We start from the raw sequence: 17,870 nt of genomic DNA on the forward strand, positions 1-17,870 counted from the left end.
AGAAGTCTAAAAATCTAAGAAAGTCTAAAGTAATCCTGCTCTCTTCAACAAAGCTTCAGGTTTAGGTTCTTGACCTCTGAAACGTTTGTACAAAATCATCGGGTGTTCTGTTCCTCCTTTTGAAAGAACATTATCTTTAAATTTCTTAGCAATATCTTCGTTGAAAATTCCATTTTCATGGAAATATTCAAAAGCATCTGCATCTAAAACTTCTGCCCATTTGTAGCTGTAATATCCAGAAGAATATCCGCCTTGGAAAATGTGTGAAAATGCCGTACTCATTGCATTTTCTTTTACATCAGGATACAATTGTGTGTTGGCAAATTGTTCTGTCTCGAAAGCTTTTAAATCTGTGATATTAGTTGGGTCTTGCCCGTGCCAAGCCATATCTAATAATCCGAAACTTAATTGGCGTAAAGTCGCTAAACCTTCTTGGAAACTTGCACTTTCTTTAATTTTCTGAACATATTCAATCGGAATGATTTCTCCCGTTTCGTAATGGTTTGCAAACAAAGCCAAAGCTTCAGGCTCGTAACACCAGTTTTCCATAATCTGACTTGGTAATTCTACGAAATCCCAATAAACAGAAGTTCCAGATAAACTTGGGTAAACTGTATTTGCTAACATTCCATGTAAACCGTGACCGAATTCGTGAAATAAAGTGGTAACTTCATTAAAAGTCAATAATGAAGGTTTTGTCTCGGTTGGTTTTGTGAAGTTGCAAACATTCGAAATATGTGGTCTTTCATTTACGCCGTCTTTTACATATTGAGATTTGAATGAAGTCATCCATGCGCCATTTCTTTTTCCTTTTCTTGGAAAGAAATCAGCGTAGAAAATCGAAACTAAATTGCCATCAGCATCTTTTACTTCGTAAGTTGTAACTTCTTCGTGGTATTTATCAATATCAAAAACCTCGGTAAAAGTTAAACCGTATAATTTTTTTGCAACGGTAAATGCACCATCTAAAACTTTTTCTAATTGAAAGTAGGGTTTCAGTTTTTCATCATCTAAATTGAAAAGCTGCTGTTTTAATTTTTCAGAATAATATGCGCCGTCCCATTTCTCTAATTGTTCAATTCCGTCTAATTCTTTCGCGAAAGCGGTTAATTCAGCAAATTCTTTTTGAGCTGCTGGTTTTGCTTTTGCTAATAAATCATTTAAAAAAGAAAAAACTTTCTCCGGACTTTCTGCCATTCTTTCTTCCAGAACAAAATGAGCGTGTGTTTTATAGCCTAATAAATTGGCTCTTTCATGACGAAGTTTAGCAATCTTTAAAACAATTTCTTCGTTGTTGAATTCGTTCTTCTGGAAACCTTTTGCTCCAAAAGCAATTGCCATTTTTTTACGTAATTCGCGATTATTGGCATAAGTCAAAAACGGAACGTAACTTGGATGATCTAAAGTAAAGATCCAGCCTTCTTTTTCCTGATTTTTGGCTAATAATCTAGCCGCTTCTATTGCGCCTTCCGGTAAACCTGACAAGTCTTTTTCATCGGTTAAATGCAATTCGAAGTTGTTTGTTTCTGCCAAAACATTTTCGCCAAACTGCAAACTCAATTTGGATAATTCTTTGTCGATTTCTCTTAGTTGATTTTTCTTGTCTTCTGGCAAGTTCGCTCCGTTTCTTGAGAAGCTTTTGTATTTTTTATCTAATAAAGTTGTTTGTTCAGGGTTGAGGTTCAAATTTTCTTTTTGATCGTAAACGGTTTTTACTCGTGCAAAAAGTTCTGCATTTAAACGAATATCATTTCCAAATTCTGAAAGCCAAGGCGAAACTTCCTGAGCAATTTTCTGCATTTCGTCATTCGTTTCAGCCGAATTCAAATTGAAGAAAATACTAGAAAGACGATCTAAAATGTCGCCTGAAAAATCCATTGCGACAATGGTATTTTCAAAAGTCGGCTCATCTGGATTATTTACAATTGCATCAATTTCGGCTTTAGCCAAAGCAATTCCTTCCTGAAAAGCAGGAACGTAATCTTCGATTTTAATTTGCGAAAAAGGCGCTGTGTTATGCTTGGTGTTGAAATATTGTGTTAATACGCTCATATTTTTAGTTTTCAGTCTCAGTCTCAGTTTTCAGTATGAAATTGAGACTAAAGAGTTTATTTTTTGAGTTTTCAGTCGCAGTCTCAGTTTTCAGTGTTCACTGTGACTGAAAACTGAGACTGAATACTATTTTAAGCTTTCAGCCGCTTTATTAACCGCCGCTTTCAATTCTTCTTTATAAGAAATAATAGTATCTAAAACTTTTTTGTCATGGCTTCCGATGATTTGCGCTGCTAAAATCCCTGCATTTTTTGCTCCGTTTAAAGCTACTGTTGCAACAGGAACTCCGCCTGGCATTTGCAGAATTGACAATACAGAATCCCAGCCATCAATAGAATTGCTTGATTTTACTGGAACTCCAATTACAGGAAGCGGAGACATTGAAGCTACCATTCCAGGTAAATGCGCTGCGCCACCAGCACCAGCAATAATTACCGAAATGCCGCGATTGTGTGCGTTTTTGCTGAAATCGAATAATTTTTCCGGCGTTCTGTGTGCCGAAACGATATCTAATTCAACTTCAACATTAAATTGTTTTAATATGTCGATTGCATCCTGCATAACTGGCATGTCTGAGATGCTTCCCATTATAATGGCTACTTTGCTCATTTTGTTTTTGTTTGTTTTGTTTCAGGTTTAAAGTTTCAAGTTGTTAGAAACTGTAAACTCTGTTTTTGTTTTGTTAGTTTATGATCTAAATTTAAGCAGAATTGTATAAATTAGAAATAAAATGAAAATTGTTAATGCTAAGGAACTAAAGACAAGTAAAATAAATAGAATGAAACTTTTTATCCTTTCTCCTTTATATTCGTATTTGTTTGTGAATTTTTCAAAATGAATTTTAAACAAATTTGATTTGTCGTCTAAATTTAAAAGATTCATTAATATTTCTACAAGATCCATTAAAACTGATAAATTTGTTTATTTTGCTTTGAGTTTGTTAACTGACCACTAAAAAATTACTGATCACTGATCACTTTAATAGTATTCTTCACTTCCTGTGCAATTCTTCTTGCTTCAGCCATATTTTCATTTACGATTGTCACGTGTCCCATTTTTCTGAAAGGGCGAGTTTGTTTTTTTCCGTAAATATGTGGTGTAACACCGTTCCATCCTAAAATGGTTTCAATGTTTTCATAAACAACATTTCCAGAATGACCTTCGGCACCGACTAAATTTACCATAATTCCGGCCACTTTGCTGTCTGTGTTTCCTAATGGAAGATCTAAGATAGCGCGTAAATGATTTTCGAATTGTGAAGTATAACTCGCTTCAATAGAATAATGTCCAGAATTGTGTGGGCGAGGAGCTACCTCGTTTACCAAAATTTCGTCGTCCTGAGTCTGAAACATTTCGACTGCTAAAAGGCCAACGTGATTGAAATTCTCTGAAACTTGTAAAGCAATTGCTCTGGCTTTTTCGGCAACTTTATCGTCGATTCTTGCTGGGCAGATTACATATTCTACTTGATTGGCTTCTGGGTGAAATTCCATTTCGACCACCGGATACGTTTTCATTTCTCCTGACGCATTTCTAACCACGATTACAGCCAATTCATTTTTGAACGGAACCATAGTTTCGGCAATGCATTCTACATTTGGTAATGTATCTAAATCTGATGCCTGACGAACTATTTTTACTCCGTTTCCGTCATAACCAAATTCGGTGCATTTCCATACAAAAGGTAATTTTAGATCGCTGATTTTAGATTTTAGATTTTCTAAATTTTCAAATCTTTCGAAAGGTGCGGTTGGGATATTATTTTTAGCGTAAAATTCTTTTTGAACGCCTTTATTCTGAATTCCTTTTAAGGTTTTTGGAGACGGATATACTTTTAAACCTTCATTTTCCAATTGCGTTAAAGCTTCAAGGTTTACCAATTCGATTTCGAAAGTCAAAACATCGACTTGTTTTCCGAAATTGTAAACAGTATCATAATCCATTAAATCGCCTTGAAAAAACTTGTTGCAGGCAATTTTACTTGGCGCTTCATCACTCGGATCTAGAACGTAAGTTTGTATGTCAAATTTTCTGGTATCGAACAAAAGCATTTTGCCTAATTGTCCGCCACCTAATATTCCTAATTTAAAATCAGAAGAAAAATAATTCATTTTGTGTTGTGTTTTTGCAAAGATACTTTTTAATCTTTTTTTAGCCAAAATTTAGTTTTTCTGCCACAGATTAAAAGGATTTTTTTGTTTGCCACGAATTACACCAATTTTCACTAATCAATTTTAAAATTGATTTAAAGAAAAATTTGTGCAAATTGGTGTAATTGCTTCGCCTGTTCAATATAGCTCGGGTCGTGGCAACTAAAAACTATTTTATTTTCTTCAAAACTTCTTTGGCGACGGCTTTGTATGCGGCGGAATGGTCTCCGAAATCTTTATCGATTGTTACTTTTAGTTCGGGGTGAATCCAGTCGTAATAATTTCCTAGAATATATAAGGTTCTGATGGAATATGCTTTTGTTGCAACTTTTGTATCGTTAATCAGCCAATCGAAAGAGGCTTCAATGCAGTCTTGAAGATTTTCTTCGGAGAGTTTGATGCTGTTTTCGCTTTTCTTATAATGTGATTTTACTAAAAGCTGAACGATTTTTGCAATCGGGCGCATGGCACTTTCGTCTTTTAAAACTTTCAGATTGGAACAGAAAAAATCGAGGTGAGGCTGGAGCCAAAGCAATTCTTCGTAAGAAACAAATTCTAAAATCCAGCAAGCTTTGTGGTTGTTTTTGTCTTCGGGTGAAAAGCAAATTGAAACTAATGCGCTGAAAAGTGAAGGGTTTTCTAAAACATCTTGCGCGGTTTTGAGGCGGTTTTCTCTATAAGCATTAACATAATCCAGTTTTTTCTGCAGTTCGGAAAGCATTGTCTTTGAAATTTAATACGCCACTAAAATAAATAATTTAATGAGATAATTCCGTAATAGTTTATAGGTAATCCTGGATAATAAAATCTTGGTTGCGCATTTCCAACTCCTGTAGCGTTGGTCAAAATCATCGAAGCGTATTTTTCGTTCGTAACATTATTTATTCCTGCGTCTAAATGTGCTTTTAATCCCGATAAAATTTCAAATTGATATCCTGTTTTTAAATTTAATAAAGAATATGAATCTGAAAAATCGGCATTTGAATCATTCATCGGAATTTTATCTGTAAACTGAAAATCGGCTGAAAAATAAAATCCTGAATTCGTATTGAAATTAAAACCTGCGCTCGCGGTATTGGCTGGAACTCCGGTTAATTTGTTTCCAGAATAATCATTTCCGTTATCAACAAAATCTTTGAATTCATAATTCCCGATCGAAGCTCCGACATAAGAATGCAAATTGAAAATTCGATTGATTGTCCAATTGTGATTTAATGAAATTTCAATTCCTTCATGAAACGTTTTTCCAGCATTTACACCTTCGTATTGATCATCTCCGATTCTTTTGGCGACTAATAAATCTTTGATTTCCATTCGGTAAATAGCAATTTGTGTGTAAAGTTTTTTATTGAAAAAATGTAGTTTTCCGCCCAATTCAAAATTATAACCTGTTTCGGGTTTAATGTCAGAATTGATGTTTCCTGTAGAAGTTAAAGTTTCTTCGGTTGCAGGAAGAGAAAATCCTCGGCTTGCAGAAAAGTAAAAAGTTCGGATTTCATTCGGTTTAAATAAAAAAGAAAGCTGTGGCGAAAAAATGCCGTCATAACTATATTCTTCCTTTGGATTATTCGCGGAAGCGGGAAAATCATTCTGAAGTTCGAATTTGGTTTTGTTGTAATTTAAACCGGCTTGAATTTCAAATCTATCGGAAAGCAAAGTTCTGATTTGCGAAAAAATATTGTAGAAATGCCTTTTCTGGTCGGTTGCAGTAAGTTGATCGCCTTGCAAACTTCCGTTTCCATTATTCTGCTGATATAAGTTTTCGAAAGTATTCCCGCTATAATTATCTCTGAAATATTCTAATCCAGCAATAAATTGATTTTTGATTTTTCCGATACTAAAATCTCCCGAAAACTGCGTTCTCGCACCCGAAGCAAAAGTATATTGGCGCAAAATATCAAAAGGGCGCGGTTCGTTGCTGTCTTTATAATTGATAAAAACCGAAGTCGAATTATTCAAATGATCATTTAATTTAAAATCATAAGCCAATCCAGCTAAAGTCGATTTGTATTCTTTGAATCCTTTTGAAGCAACCCAAGTCGGTGCTCCAGCTTGCGGATTATTTTCGAAAGTGGTTTTATTGATCGAACTCGGAATGTAGGCTTTCAAATAAGTATAATTGGAAAAATACGTCAGTCTGCTGTTTTTCTTTCTGAATAATTCACCACTGAGCGTAATTCCTTCGCGATTGTATGCGCTGTTTTCGCGCCAGCCGTCGGTTTTTAAATTATGATAACTCAGATTTAAAGAAGCACTTTTTTCATTCAAATTAAAACCGACTCTGTTTTTCAATAATCCAAAAGACCCAAAAACAGAACTAACTTCAGTTTGATAGTTGGATTTATTGAATGTTTCTGGCGAAATCAAAATTGCTCCGCCCAATCCAGCGCCATAAATACTAGAAAGCGGACCTTTTATAACTTCAATTTGATTGATGTTTTGAAGATCAATATCGTCAATCACGGTTTCGCTGTTTCCGGATGTTAGCGGAATGCTTCCGTAAAAAGCTCTGATATTATTGGTTCCGTATGGAGTTCTCGCTCCAATTCCGCGAATCGAAATTCGGGTTGTGGTAATATTAGACGATTGCATAAAAACGCCAGGAATAGTATTAATGACATTACTTATGTCTGTTGTGTTGTTTCGAAGCAATTCTTTTTCGGATAAAATGCCAATCGAAGCGGGGCTATTTTGCAAATTACGATTAATATGAAGCGGACTTATTAAAATTTCGTTCAGTTTTTGAGTTTTGACTGAATCAATATTTTGAACTTCTTTTTCTTGTGCGGAACTATTTTTAGAAATAAAAAGAACAAAAAGAAGAAGAAAATATTTTTTGAAAGGCATAAAAGGAGATGGATTAAAGTGCGGTTTATTTTAACACATAGAAACATAGCAATGATTGAGGCAAAAAAGGCGTTTTACTTGTCAAAAGCCACATAGTACTATGTGTGAAAACTAGTTTTCTTAATAACATCTTTTTAAACAATCCCGATGAATCGGGACTATGTCTCTATGTGTTTAAATGTTTTTATAGTTGGAATTTGGAATTTTTAGTTTGGAGTTTTATTTCGCTGTCACTTTCCAAATCGTATTTCCGCTATCATCATTTACTAAAAGTGATCCGTCATTCATAACCGTTACCGCAACTGGACGTCCGTAAACTTCGGCTTTGTTTTCGTCAGAAATAAATCCGGTTAAAAAATCTTCTGGTTTTCCGGAAGGTTTTCCGTCTTTAAAAGGAACGAATAAAACTTTATAACCTGAAATTTTAGAACGGTTCCAAGAACCATGCTGTCCAACAAAAGCTCCGTTTTTATATTTTGCCGGAAATTTTTCTTTTGTATAAAATGCCAATCCTAGTGAAGCAGTGTGAGAACCAACTGGAACATCTGGAACAATTGCTTTTTCGACCAAATCTTTTCTTTGGCCTTTCATTCTTGGATCTGGAATACTTCCAAAATATGAATATGGCCAACCGTAGAAACCATCTCTTTTTACACTGGTAATATAATCAGGAACTAAATCGTCTCCGAGTTCATCACGTTCATTGACTGCTGTCCATAATTCTTTATTGACAGGATTCCAATCCATTCCTACAGGATTTCTCAGTCCAGAAGCAAAGATTTTTTCGCCAGTTCCGTCAGGATTAATTTCGAGAATTGCTGCCCTGCGGATTTCTTTATCCATTCCGTTTTCTCCATTATTACTTCCAGAACCTACCGAAACATAGATTTTGCTTCCATCAGGACTTGCCAATAGATTTCTTGTCCAGTGATTGTTGTAGCCGCCCGCGGGAAGTTCAAGTATTTTTTCTCCTTTGCTTTCCAGTTTTAGCGGATTGTTTTTATAAGGATAGCGGTATAATCCATCCGTATTGGCAATGTAGAAAAAGTCTTTTAAAACTAACATTCCAAAGGGTTTGTTGAGTCCAGAAATAAAAACTTCGCGAGTTTCAAATTTTCCGTCTTTGTCTTTATCTCTTAAAACTGTGATTTGATTTTTACTCGATCTCGTTCCACTTTCAACTACAAAAATATCTTGGTTTGGTGCAATATAAGTCCATCGCGGATTTTCGAATCCGTCAGCAAATTTGGTTACCGTAAAACCTTCAGGCGCTTTTGGTGTCTTGCCAGCTGGCCATCCAATTACTTTACTGTTATTAGTTTTAGATTCGGTAGCGTATGGAGGAGGAAGCGTAATATCTCCAATGGCAGTTTTTACAACATTGCCTGGCTGGTTGGCGAGCGCTTCTTTTTCTTCTTTTTTTACTTGCCCATTGCAGGCAGTCATTAAGGCTAGTAGTGGTATAGATAATAGGGTTGTGGTTTTTTTCATCGGTTTTTTGAAGTTAAATGATTATATCACAACAATTTACTGAAATTTAGAATAGGGTCAAAAAACAAATTGTAAACATTAACTGATATTTAACATTCATAAAAAATATCTCGATACAGTTTATTTTGATAGAAGCTGTTAAGTTCTAATTCTTTATCTTTGTCCATTATTTTAAAAAGAAAAATAATGATACAACTTCACGATAAACAATTTGTTCCGTTTATTTCGGCTAAAGAAATTGATTTTGCTTTGACTAAATTGGTAGCTCAGGTAGAAGACGATTTTGGAGATGATACGCCAATTTTTATTGGAGTTCTGAATGGCGCTTTTATGGTAGTGTCAGATTTTCTAAAAAAATATAAAAAGCCATGTGAGGTTTCATTTATCAAAATGGCATCTTATGAAGGAACACAAAGTTCTGAATCGGTTAAAGAATTGATCGGAATTAACCATGATTTGACAGGAAGAACAGTCATCGTTATAGAAGATATTGTTGATACTGGAAATACAATCGAAGAATTAAAACACTTGTTTAAAGCACAAAATGTAAAGCATTTTAAAATTGCGACATTGTTCTTTAAGCCAGAAGCATATAAAAAAGACATCAAAATAGATTATATCGGAATTCGAATTCCGAATAAATTTATTGTAGGTTACGGTTTAGACTACGATGGTTTAGGAAGAAATTTAACCGAAGTTTACAAATTAGCAGAATAACAAAACACAACTAATATTCATTTAAAAAACTTCTGAAAGACAGAAGTAACAACACTCATTTCAATTATGATTAACATCGTTTTATTTGGAAAGCCTGGTGCAGGAAAAGGAACTCAGGCAGAATTTTTAAAAGAGAAATACAATTTAACACACCTTTCGACAGGAGATATTTTTCGTTTCAATTTAAAAAATGATACTGAACTAGGAAAACAAGCAAGAGTTTTTATGGACAATGGAGAATTGGTTCCTTGCGAAGTAACAACTGCCATGTTAATTGATGAGGTGAAAAAACATCCAGATACAGCAGGATTTTTGTTTGACGGTTACCCAAGAACAATCAATCAGGCTGAGGCTTTAGATAAATTTTTACCAACGATCGGATCAAGTGTAACAGCAACAATCGCTTTAGAAGCTGATGATGAAATTTTGGTAAAACGTCTATTAGAGAGAGGAAAAACAAGCGGGAGAGTTGATGATCAGGACGAAGAAAAAATTCGTGTGAGATATCAGGAGTACAATGAGAAAACAGCTCCTCTAATTGGATATTATAAAGAACAAGGTAAGTTTCATGCTGTAGACGGTATTGGAACTATCGAACAAATTACAGAGCGCTTAACGTCAGTTATAGATAATTTGTAGAAGCTTTTTCCAGCTGTACGTTACGAGTCCTCGCTAAAAAAACTATTTTTCTATACCATAAAACGAGCTTCCTGCGGTCGCTGTTTTCTGGCAAGAAAAATTAGTTTTTTTAGCTCTGGGCTCTTCTCTTCCATCTGGGCTATTTTAGATTACGGTTACAAATTATATAACGAGACTATTTTATAACGAATCCCCCTATCAATTGGAAATACTAATAATATTTTTTCTAATTCTACTAAACGGAGTTTTCTCCATGTCAGAGATCGCTTTGATTTCGGCCCGTAAAAACAGGTTGGAAACAGCAGCGAAAAAAGGCAACAAAAGTGCTAAAACGGCACTCGATTTAGCCAACTCCCCAAATAAGTTTTTATCTACAGTACAAATCGGAATTACCTTAATCGGGATTTTGACGGGTATTTATTCTGGTGACAAAATCACAGCAGATGTTGAACTTTTTGTGGCAGGAATTGCAGTTCTAAAACCTTACGCACATTCAATTGCGGTGGGGATTGTAGTTGTAGTTTTAACTTTTTTCTCATTGGTTTTGGGAGAATTACTTCCAAAACGAATCGGATTAAATTATCCAGAAGCTATCGCTAAAATGGTTGCAATGCCAATGAAAGTGATTTCTATTATTACGGCACCATTTATTTGGCTGTTGACTTCATCAACAGATTTTTTATTGAATGTTCTTCAAATCAAGCCAACTGCTGACGGAAAAGTGACCGAGGAAGAAATTAAAGCCATTATTAAAGAAGGAACAGAAGTTGGAGAAGTTCAAGAAATTGAACAAGATATTGTGGAGCGTGTTTTTCATATTGGAGATAGAAAAGTAAATTCTTTAATGACGCACCGCAAGTCGGTTGACATGTTGCCATTAAAAGCCGACAAAGAAAAAATTAAAGAGCTGGTTGTTCAGGATCTTCATGCGGTTTATCCGGTGTACAACGATAATTATGATGATATAGTTGGAGTTGCTACACTGAAAAATATATTTGCCAATATTGAAAATGATAATTTTGATTTTTCATCAATTATAACTGAAGCGCCTTATTTGATGGAGCAGACAACGGCTTATAAAGCGTTGGAAAATTTTAAGAAAACGGGAGTTCATTACGCGTTAGTTTCTGATGAATATGGTGTTTTTCAAGGTATGATTACGCTGAATGACATCTTAGAAGCTTTAGTTGGAGATGCCTCAGAATTTTACAAAGACGAATTCCAGCTTATAGAAAGAGAAGACGGTTCTTGGTTGGTTGACGGACATTATTCGTTACACGATTTTTTAACGTATTTCGAGTTAGACGAACTGACAAACGATTACGAAGTAAACACCGTAAGCGGAATGATTATGACTGAACTTTCACATATTCCAAAAGAAGGTGAAAAACTGATTTGGCAGAAATTCATCTTGGAAGTTGTCGATATGGATGGTGTTAAGATTGATAAAGTGCTTGTGAAAGCATTAAAAGAGTAAAATTTGTTTCAAGTTTAAAGTTTCAAGTTAGTTGACGTTCTGTTGGCTTGAAACTTGAAACATGAAGCTATACATAAACAAGAAAAAATGACAGAAGGAAATTTTGTAGATTACGTTAAGATATATGTTTCTTCCGGAAAAGGAGGAAAAGGTTCTACGCATTTACATAGAGAGAAATTTATTGAAAAAGGTGGTCCGGACGGTGGAGATGGCGGTCGCGGAGGACATGTGTATTTGGTTGGAAATAAAGGACTCTGGACATTATTTCATTTAAAGTTTGCACGTCACATTAAAGCAGGTCACGGTGGAGATGGAGGTTCTGACAGAAGTACAGGAGCAGACGGAGAAGACAAAATCATTGAAGTGCCACTAGGAACTGTTGTAAAAGACAAAGAAACTGGAGAAACACTTTTTGAAATTACAGAACACGGAGAAAAACAAATTCTGGCAAGAGGAGGAAAAGGAGGTTTAGGAAACTGGCATTTTAGAAGTTCTACAAACCAGACACCTCGTTATGCACAGCCAGGTTTGTTGGGTGTAGAAATGGATGTGATTTTGGAATTGAAAGTTTTGGCAGATGTTGGTTTAGTTGGTTTTCCAAATGCTGGAAAATCTACTTTATTATCTGTTTTGACTTCTGCAAAACCTAAAATCGCCGATTATCCGTTTACGACTTTAAAGCCAAATTTAGGAATTGTTGCGTACAGAGATTTTCAATCTTTTGTAATTGCTGATATTCCTGGAATTATTGAAGGAGCCGCAGAAGGAAAAGGTCTTGGGCATTATTTCTTGCGTCATATTGAACGTAACTCAACTTTATTGTTTTTGATTCCTGTTGACACGGCAGATATTAAAGCAGAATATGATATTTTGGTTAACGAATTGACTAAATACAACCCTGAAATGTTGGACAAAGAGCGTCTTGTCGTGATTTCAAAATGCGATATGCTGGATGATGAATTAAAAGCTGAACTAAAAGCTGAATTGGATGTTTCATTCAAAGATGTTCCGTATATGTTTATTTCGTCTGTTGCACAGCAAGGTTTAACAGATTTGAAAGACAGGCTTTGGAAAATGCTTAATGAATAAGATTCTGAGTTTCTAAGATTCTAAGCTCAAAAGAGAAAACTTAGAATCTTAATTGCTTAGTATCATAGTAACTTTTCAAAAAAGGTGTTCTGTTCTCAGAGCACCTTTTTTGTTTTATACTGTTAAATTCGTAATAAACTGCTAAAAATATAGTATCATTTTTAATTTTAAGATTGTTTAGGTTGAGATAATTGTCAAAATGGCTTATATTCGCATCACTTAAACAAAATAACATGAAAAAAGTAATTTTATTCTTGACCATGTGCCTTATGGCTTTCCCAATGAGAGCCGATGAAGGGATGTGGTTTTTGATGTTTATCGAAAGATTGAACCATAGAGATATGGAAAAAATGGGCTTGCAATTGACAGCCGAAGAAATTTACAGTATTAATCACCACAGTTTAAAAGATGCGATTGTACAATTCAATGGAGGATGTACTGCCGAAATCGTTTCAAATACTGGTTTGGTATTGACTAATCACCACTGCGGATACGGCGCGATTGCAGAACTTTCGACTGCAGAACAAAATCATTTGAAAGATGGTTTTTGGGCAAAAAGCCGTTCTGAAGAATTGAAACCAAAATCTTTATTTGTTCGTTTCTTCGTTCGTATGGATGATGTTTCAAAAAGAATCTTGTCAAAAGTAAATGATACCATGACAGAAACTGAAAGAAATAAAATCATTCAGCAAGAAATCGCTTTGATCGAAAAAGAAAATAGCGAAAACGGAAAGTACACAGTTTCTGTTCGTCCTTTTTTTCAAGGAAATGAATATTACTATTTTGTTTACCAAGATTACACAGACGTTCGTTTAGTTGGAACTCCTCCTGAAAGCGTTGGTAAATTTGGTGGAGATACAGACAACTGGGAATGGCCTCGTCAAACAGGAGATTTCTCTATGTTTAGAGTGTATGCAGATAAAGACGGAAATCCTGCTGCTTACTCAAAAGACAATGTGCCTTTAAAACCAAAACATTATTTACCTGTTAGTTTAAAAGGTGTAAAAGAAAATGATTTTGCGATGATCTTAGGTTATCCAGGACGAACAAACCGTTGGATGCCAGCTGGAGGAATCGAGCAAAACATTAAATACGCTTATCCTGCATGGGTTGAAGGTGCAAAAACAGGAATGGATGTAATGAAAAAGTATATGGATAAAGATGCAACTGTTCGTTTACAGTATGCTTCTAAATATGCTTCGACTGCAAACTACTGGAAAAACCGTCAAGGTATGATCGATGCTTTAACAAAAGCAGGAACGGTTGATACAAAAGCAGAACAAGAAGATAAATTTTATGAGTGGGCGAGCAAACCTGCTAATAAAGAAAAGTACGAGAATGTAATTCCGACTATCAACGATTATTACAGAGAAACAAACTTAAAAGCGCGCCATGATAATTATTTGACTCAGCTTTTACGTACTTCTGCTTATGCCACAGGACCAGCTAATTTAGGAAATGCATTGATTGCTTATTACAAAGAAAACGACGCTAAGAAAGCAGAAATGCTTCCTAAAATCAATGCAATGGTAGAAAGCATTTATGGAGATTTTTATGCTCCATTAGAAAAAGATGTTCTAACAGCCCAATTGAATTTATATGCTTCTAAAGCTGCTGAGTACGGACTTGCTCCAGAAATTGCAAAAATGAAAACGGCTAATAATGGTGACTTTACTGCTGATGTAGCAAAAGCAACTGAAATAAGTTATTTTTCAACTAAAGAAAAAGTATTAGCATTTTTAGCTGATCCAAAACCATTGGCAATTGTACATGATCCGTTGTATATTATTTCTAATGATTTATTGACTAAATACCGTTCTAAAACAGACGACCAAGCAAAAGCTGATGATGGTTTTGCAACAGCTTACCGTAAATTGGTTGAAGGTTTAAGAGAGTCTAAATTAAACGCAATTAAATATCCAGATGCAAACTCTACATTGAGATTGACTTACGGAAAAGTTCGCGCTTTACCAGCTGATCCTCGTAACGATGCTAAAATCAACAACTATACTACAATGGAAAGTATGGTTAAAAAATACAAAGCAGGAGATCAGGAATTTGACTTGCCAGCTCGTTTATTAGAATTAAACAAGAAAAAAGATTACGGGCAATATGCTGATAAAGCAGGTTACATGCCAGTAAACTTCTTAACAGATAATGATATTACTGGAGGTAATTCAGGTTCACCAGTTCTTAATGGAAAAGGAGAATTAATCGGAATTGCTTTTGACGGTAACATCGAAGCTATGGCTGGAGACGTTATTTTCGATTCTAAATTACAAAGAACAATAAACGTAGATATTCGTTATGTGCTTTGGATTATCGACAAATACGCTGGAGCTAAAAACATTATTGACGAATTGACGATTGCCAAATAATCTCAATTTCTATATAAAATTAACCCGACAAGTTCTGAAACTTGTCGGGTTTTTGTTTTATATATTTCCCTATTTTTGATATATGAAAAAGCTGCTACTTTTCTTTTTAATTGTTCCAATGTATTGTTGGTCGCAATCTAATTTTGAAAAAGCAGAAAAATTATTTCAGTCAAAAAAATACAGTGAAGCCCAATTGCTTTTCGAGGGAATTTTAAAAAATAATCCGTCAGATATAAAAACTTTGGAGTATTTGGGTGAAATTTCGGCGCACCAAAAATCTTGGGTGAAGGGCGCAGAATATTTCAAAAAACTAAAAGATTTGAAGCCAACTGTGGCTGATTATTTTTTTAAATATGGGGGCTGTCTGGCAATGCATTCTTTGGAAGTGAATAAAATAAAAGCTTTTGGGATGGTCGGTGATATGAAAGAAGCTTTTGAGAAAGCAATTGAACTCAACCCGAAACATGTTCAAGCCAGATGGGCATTAATCGAAATTTATTTGCAATTGCCTGGAATTCTAGGCGGAAGCGAATCAAAAGCACTTGCATATTCAAATGAATTGGCGCAGTTTTCTCCAATTGATGGTTATTTGTCAAAAGGACGGATTGATGAATATTTCAAAAGATATGATTCGGCCGAAAAAAATTACAAAAAAGCACATGAAATTGGCAATTCAAAAGTCACATTTCAAAAATTATATAATTTATATTTGAACAAATTAAAAGACACAAAAAAAGCACAGGATTTAAAACGAAAATTCGAAGCTTAAAATAAAAATCTCAAAATGCAAATTCTGCATACAATTGGAATTTGGAATTTAATAATTGGAATTTAAATGAAAACACATTTCATCGCGATAGGCGGAAGTGCAATGCACAACTTAGCATTAGCATTGCATAACAAAGGATATCAAGTTACTGGCAGTGACGATGCTATTTTTGAACCATCAAAATCAAGATTAGAGAAAAAAGGAATTTTGCCAGCTGAACTGGGTTGGTTTCCAGAAAAAATAACGGCAGATATTGATGCGATTATTTTAGGAATGCATGCAAAAGCAGATAATCCTGAATTGTTGAAAGCGCAAGAATTAGGATTGAAAATTTATTCGTATCCAGAATTTTTATATGAGCAATCTAAAAATAAAACCCGTGTTGTAATTGGGGGGTCACACGGAAAAACAACAATTACTTCGATGATTTTGCATGTTATGAATTATCATAATATCGCTGTCGATTATATGGTAGGGGCGCAGCTGGAAGGCTTCGACACTATGGTTCATTTAACTGAAGAAAATGATTTTATGGTTTTGGAAGGCGATGAGTATTTATCTTCTCCAATTGACAGACGTCCGAAATTTCATTTGTATCAGCCAAATATTGCTTTGATTTCTGGAATTGCTTGGGATCATATCAATGTTTTTCCAACGTATGAAAACTATGTCGAGCAGTTTGAGATTTTTATCGAAAAAATTACAAATGGCGGAATTTTGGTTTACAACGAAAATGATCCAGAAGTAAAGCGTGTTTCTGAGGCAGCAACAAATCCGATTAGAAAAATTGCATATTCAACTCCAGAATATTCAGTAAGCGATGGCGTGACTTTATTAAAAACTCCAGAAGGCGATATGCCGATTGAAGTTTTTGGAGCGCACAACTTAAATAACTTAGCGGGAGCAAAATGGATTTGTCAAAATATGGGCGTTGACGAAGCTGATTTCTACGAAGCAATTGCAAGTTTTAAAGGCGCTTCTAAACGCTTAGAAAAAATTGCTGAAGGAAAAGGTAAAGTAGCGTACAAAGATTTTGCACATTCTCCAAGTAAAGTGGCTGCGACAACAAAAGCAGTTAAAGAGCAGTATCCGAACAGAACTTTGGTGGCCTGTTTAGAATTGCACACTTACAGCAGTTTAAACGCTGCATTTTTGAGAGAATATGAAGGTGCTTTAGAATATGCTGATGTTGCTGTTGTTTTCTACTCGCCAGACGCAGTAAAAATAAAACAGTTGGAAGAAGTAACTTATGATCAGATTGCTACTGCATTTAATAGAAAAGATCTAATTATTTATACTAATCCTGCTGAATTTAAAGAGTATCTATTTAATTTGAATTTGGACAATTCAGCACTTTTATTAATGAGCTCTGGAAATTATGGAGGTTTGAATTTTGATGAGGTAAAAGGTTTGATTAATTAGAAAATTAGGAAATTTGATAATGTGCCAATTGCTTTGCAGTTGGCACTTTTTTTTAAAAAGATAATTATCAAATTGGTACATTTTCTAATTGTAGTTAATTGAAAGAATTTTCTTCTTTTTTAATATCTTCGCTTCTTTAAACTGTTATTATGGAAGTAGGACATTTCGCTATTAAAAACTGGTCAGATGATGACAAACCACGTGAAAAATTAATGCTCAAAGGAAAAGATGCTTTGAGTGACGCTGAATTATTAGCAATTTTAATTGGTTCAGGAAGTCGTAACGAATCTGCAGTTGCATTAAGCCAACGAATTTTAGCCTCTACAAAAAATCTAACTGCTTTGGGAAAAATGTCTATTTCTCAATTGATGCAATTTAAAGGGATTGGGGAGGCAAAAGCGGTTTCAATTGTTTCTGCTTTAGAATTGGGGAGGAGACAAAGAATAGAAGATGTTTTAAAAGTCAAAAAAATAACGTCAAGTAAAGGTGTATTTGATATTATGCAACCCATCATTGGAGAACTTTCACATGAAGAATTTTGGGTGCTTTTTCTTAATAATTCTAATAAAGTAATTTATAAATCACAATTAAGCAAAGGAGGTATCGCGGGAACAATTGTAGATATACGATTGGTTTTTAAATTAGCTTTAGAAAATGGGGCTACAGGCTTGATTTTGTGCCATAATCATCCTTCTGGAAGTTTAGTTCCAAGTAGTGCTGATAAACAAATTACCAAAAAAATTAAAACTGCAGGAGAAATTTTAGATGTTAAAGTTTTAGACCATGTTATTATTACTGAATCAAAATATTATAGTTTTGTAGATGAAGGAATTTTTTAA

The 17,870-nt window shown here is 34.7% G+C and carries 14 protein-coding genes; 8 read left to right on the forward strand and 6 right to left on the reverse strand.

Features of this window, described 5'->3' with window-relative positions; all coding sequences use genetic code 11:
* Nucleotides 1-24: 24 nt before the first annotated feature.
* The 6 genes from BB050_RS10285 to BB050_RS10310 form a co-directional block, all read right to left on the reverse strand.
* Nucleotides 25-2,052: a M3 family metallopeptidase gene (locus BB050_RS10285; RefSeq protein ID WP_066033509.1), complete on the reverse strand. Its 2,028-nt coding sequence runs from the start codon at nt 2,050-2,052 to the stop codon at nt 25-27.
* Between the two features lie 126 nt (nt 2,053-2,178).
* Nucleotides 2,179-2,661, reverse strand: a complete 483-nt coding sequence (gene purE, locus BB050_RS10290) for a 5-(carboxyamino)imidazole ribonucleotide mutase (protein ID WP_066033510.1) — start codon at nt 2,659-2,661, stop codon at nt 2,179-2,181.
* A 350-nt stretch (nt 2,662-3,011) separates the two neighbouring features.
* Nucleotides 3,012-4,163 (reverse strand): 5-(carboxyamino)imidazole ribonucleotide synthase, encoded by a 1,152-nt coding sequence (locus BB050_RS10295; protein ID WP_066033511.1) that lies wholly within the window; start codon nt 4,161-4,163, stop codon nt 3,012-3,014.
* Between the two features lie 208 nt (nt 4,164-4,371).
* Nucleotides 4,372-4,923: a hypothetical protein gene (locus BB050_RS10300; protein WP_066033512.1), complete on the reverse strand. Its 552-nt coding sequence runs from the start codon at nt 4,921-4,923 to the stop codon at nt 4,372-4,374.
* A 23-nt stretch (nt 4,924-4,946) separates the two neighbouring features.
* The gene (locus BB050_RS10305; protein WP_066033513.1) at nt 4,947-7,049 is read right to left on the reverse strand and encodes a TonB-dependent receptor; all 2,103 of its coding nucleotides are present in this window, start codon (nt 7,047-7,049) and stop codon (nt 4,947-4,949) included.
* Nucleotides 7,050-7,268: 219 nt separating this feature from the next.
* Nucleotides 7,269-8,540: a PQQ-dependent sugar dehydrogenase gene (locus BB050_RS10310; RefSeq protein ID WP_066033514.1), complete on the reverse strand. Its 1,272-nt coding sequence runs from the start codon at nt 8,538-8,540 to the stop codon at nt 7,269-7,271.
* 186 nt (nt 8,541-8,726) lie between these two features.
* Here BB050_RS10310 and hpt point away from each other — a divergent pair, with 186 nt between their 5' ends.
* The 8 genes from hpt to radC all read left to right on the forward strand — a co-directional run bounded on the left by hpt (nt 8,727) and on the right by radC (nt 17,870).
* Nucleotides 8,727-9,257, forward strand: a complete 531-nt coding sequence (hpt, locus tag BB050_RS10315; RefSeq protein WP_066033515.1) for a hypoxanthine phosphoribosyltransferase — start codon at nt 8,727-8,729, stop codon at nt 9,255-9,257.
* Between the two features lie 66 nt (nt 9,258-9,323).
* Nucleotides 9,324-9,896, forward strand: a complete 573-nt coding sequence (locus BB050_RS10320; RefSeq protein ID WP_008464247.1) for an adenylate kinase — start codon at nt 9,324-9,326, stop codon at nt 9,894-9,896.
* Between the two features lie 253 nt (nt 9,897-10,149).
* Nucleotides 10,150-11,373 carry a hemolysin family protein gene (locus BB050_RS10325; RefSeq protein WP_008464248.1) on the forward strand — a complete coding sequence of 408 codons (1,224 nt, stop codon included), beginning with the start codon at nt 10,150-10,152 and terminating at the stop codon, nt 11,371-11,373.
* Between the two features lie 87 nt (nt 11,374-11,460).
* Nucleotides 11,461-12,462, forward strand: coding sequence for a GTPase ObgE (obgE, locus tag BB050_RS10330; RefSeq protein ID WP_008464249.1), 1,002 nt, complete (start codon nt 11,461-11,463; stop codon nt 12,460-12,462).
* A gap of 233 nt (nt 12,463-12,695) precedes the next feature.
* Complete coding sequence (locus tag BB050_RS10335) at nt 12,696-14,840, forward strand: S46 family peptidase (protein ID WP_008464250.1); 2,145 nt, start codon at nt 12,696-12,698, stop codon at nt 14,838-14,840.
* Between the two features lie 82 nt (nt 14,841-14,922).
* Nucleotides 14,923-15,609: a tetratricopeptide repeat protein gene (locus BB050_RS10340; protein WP_066033516.1), complete on the forward strand. Its 687-nt coding sequence runs from the start codon at nt 14,923-14,925 to the stop codon at nt 15,607-15,609.
* 66 nt (nt 15,610-15,675) lie between these two features.
* The gene (locus BB050_RS10345) at nt 15,676-17,031 is read left to right on the forward strand and encodes a UDP-N-acetylmuramate--L-alanine ligase (protein ID WP_066033517.1); all 1,356 of its coding nucleotides are present in this window, start codon (nt 15,676-15,678) and stop codon (nt 17,029-17,031) included.
* 149 nt (nt 17,032-17,180) lie between these two features.
* On the forward strand, nt 17,181-17,870 hold the full coding sequence (gene radC / locus BB050_RS10350; RefSeq protein ID WP_066033518.1) for a RadC family protein: 690 nt from the start codon (nt 17,181-17,183) through the stop codon (nt 17,868-17,870).

It is taken from the genome of Flavobacterium anhuiense (genome assembly GCF_001705175.1).
Taxonomy (GTDB): Bacteria; Bacteroidota; Bacteroidia; order Flavobacteriales; family Flavobacteriaceae; genus Flavobacterium; species Flavobacterium anhuiense.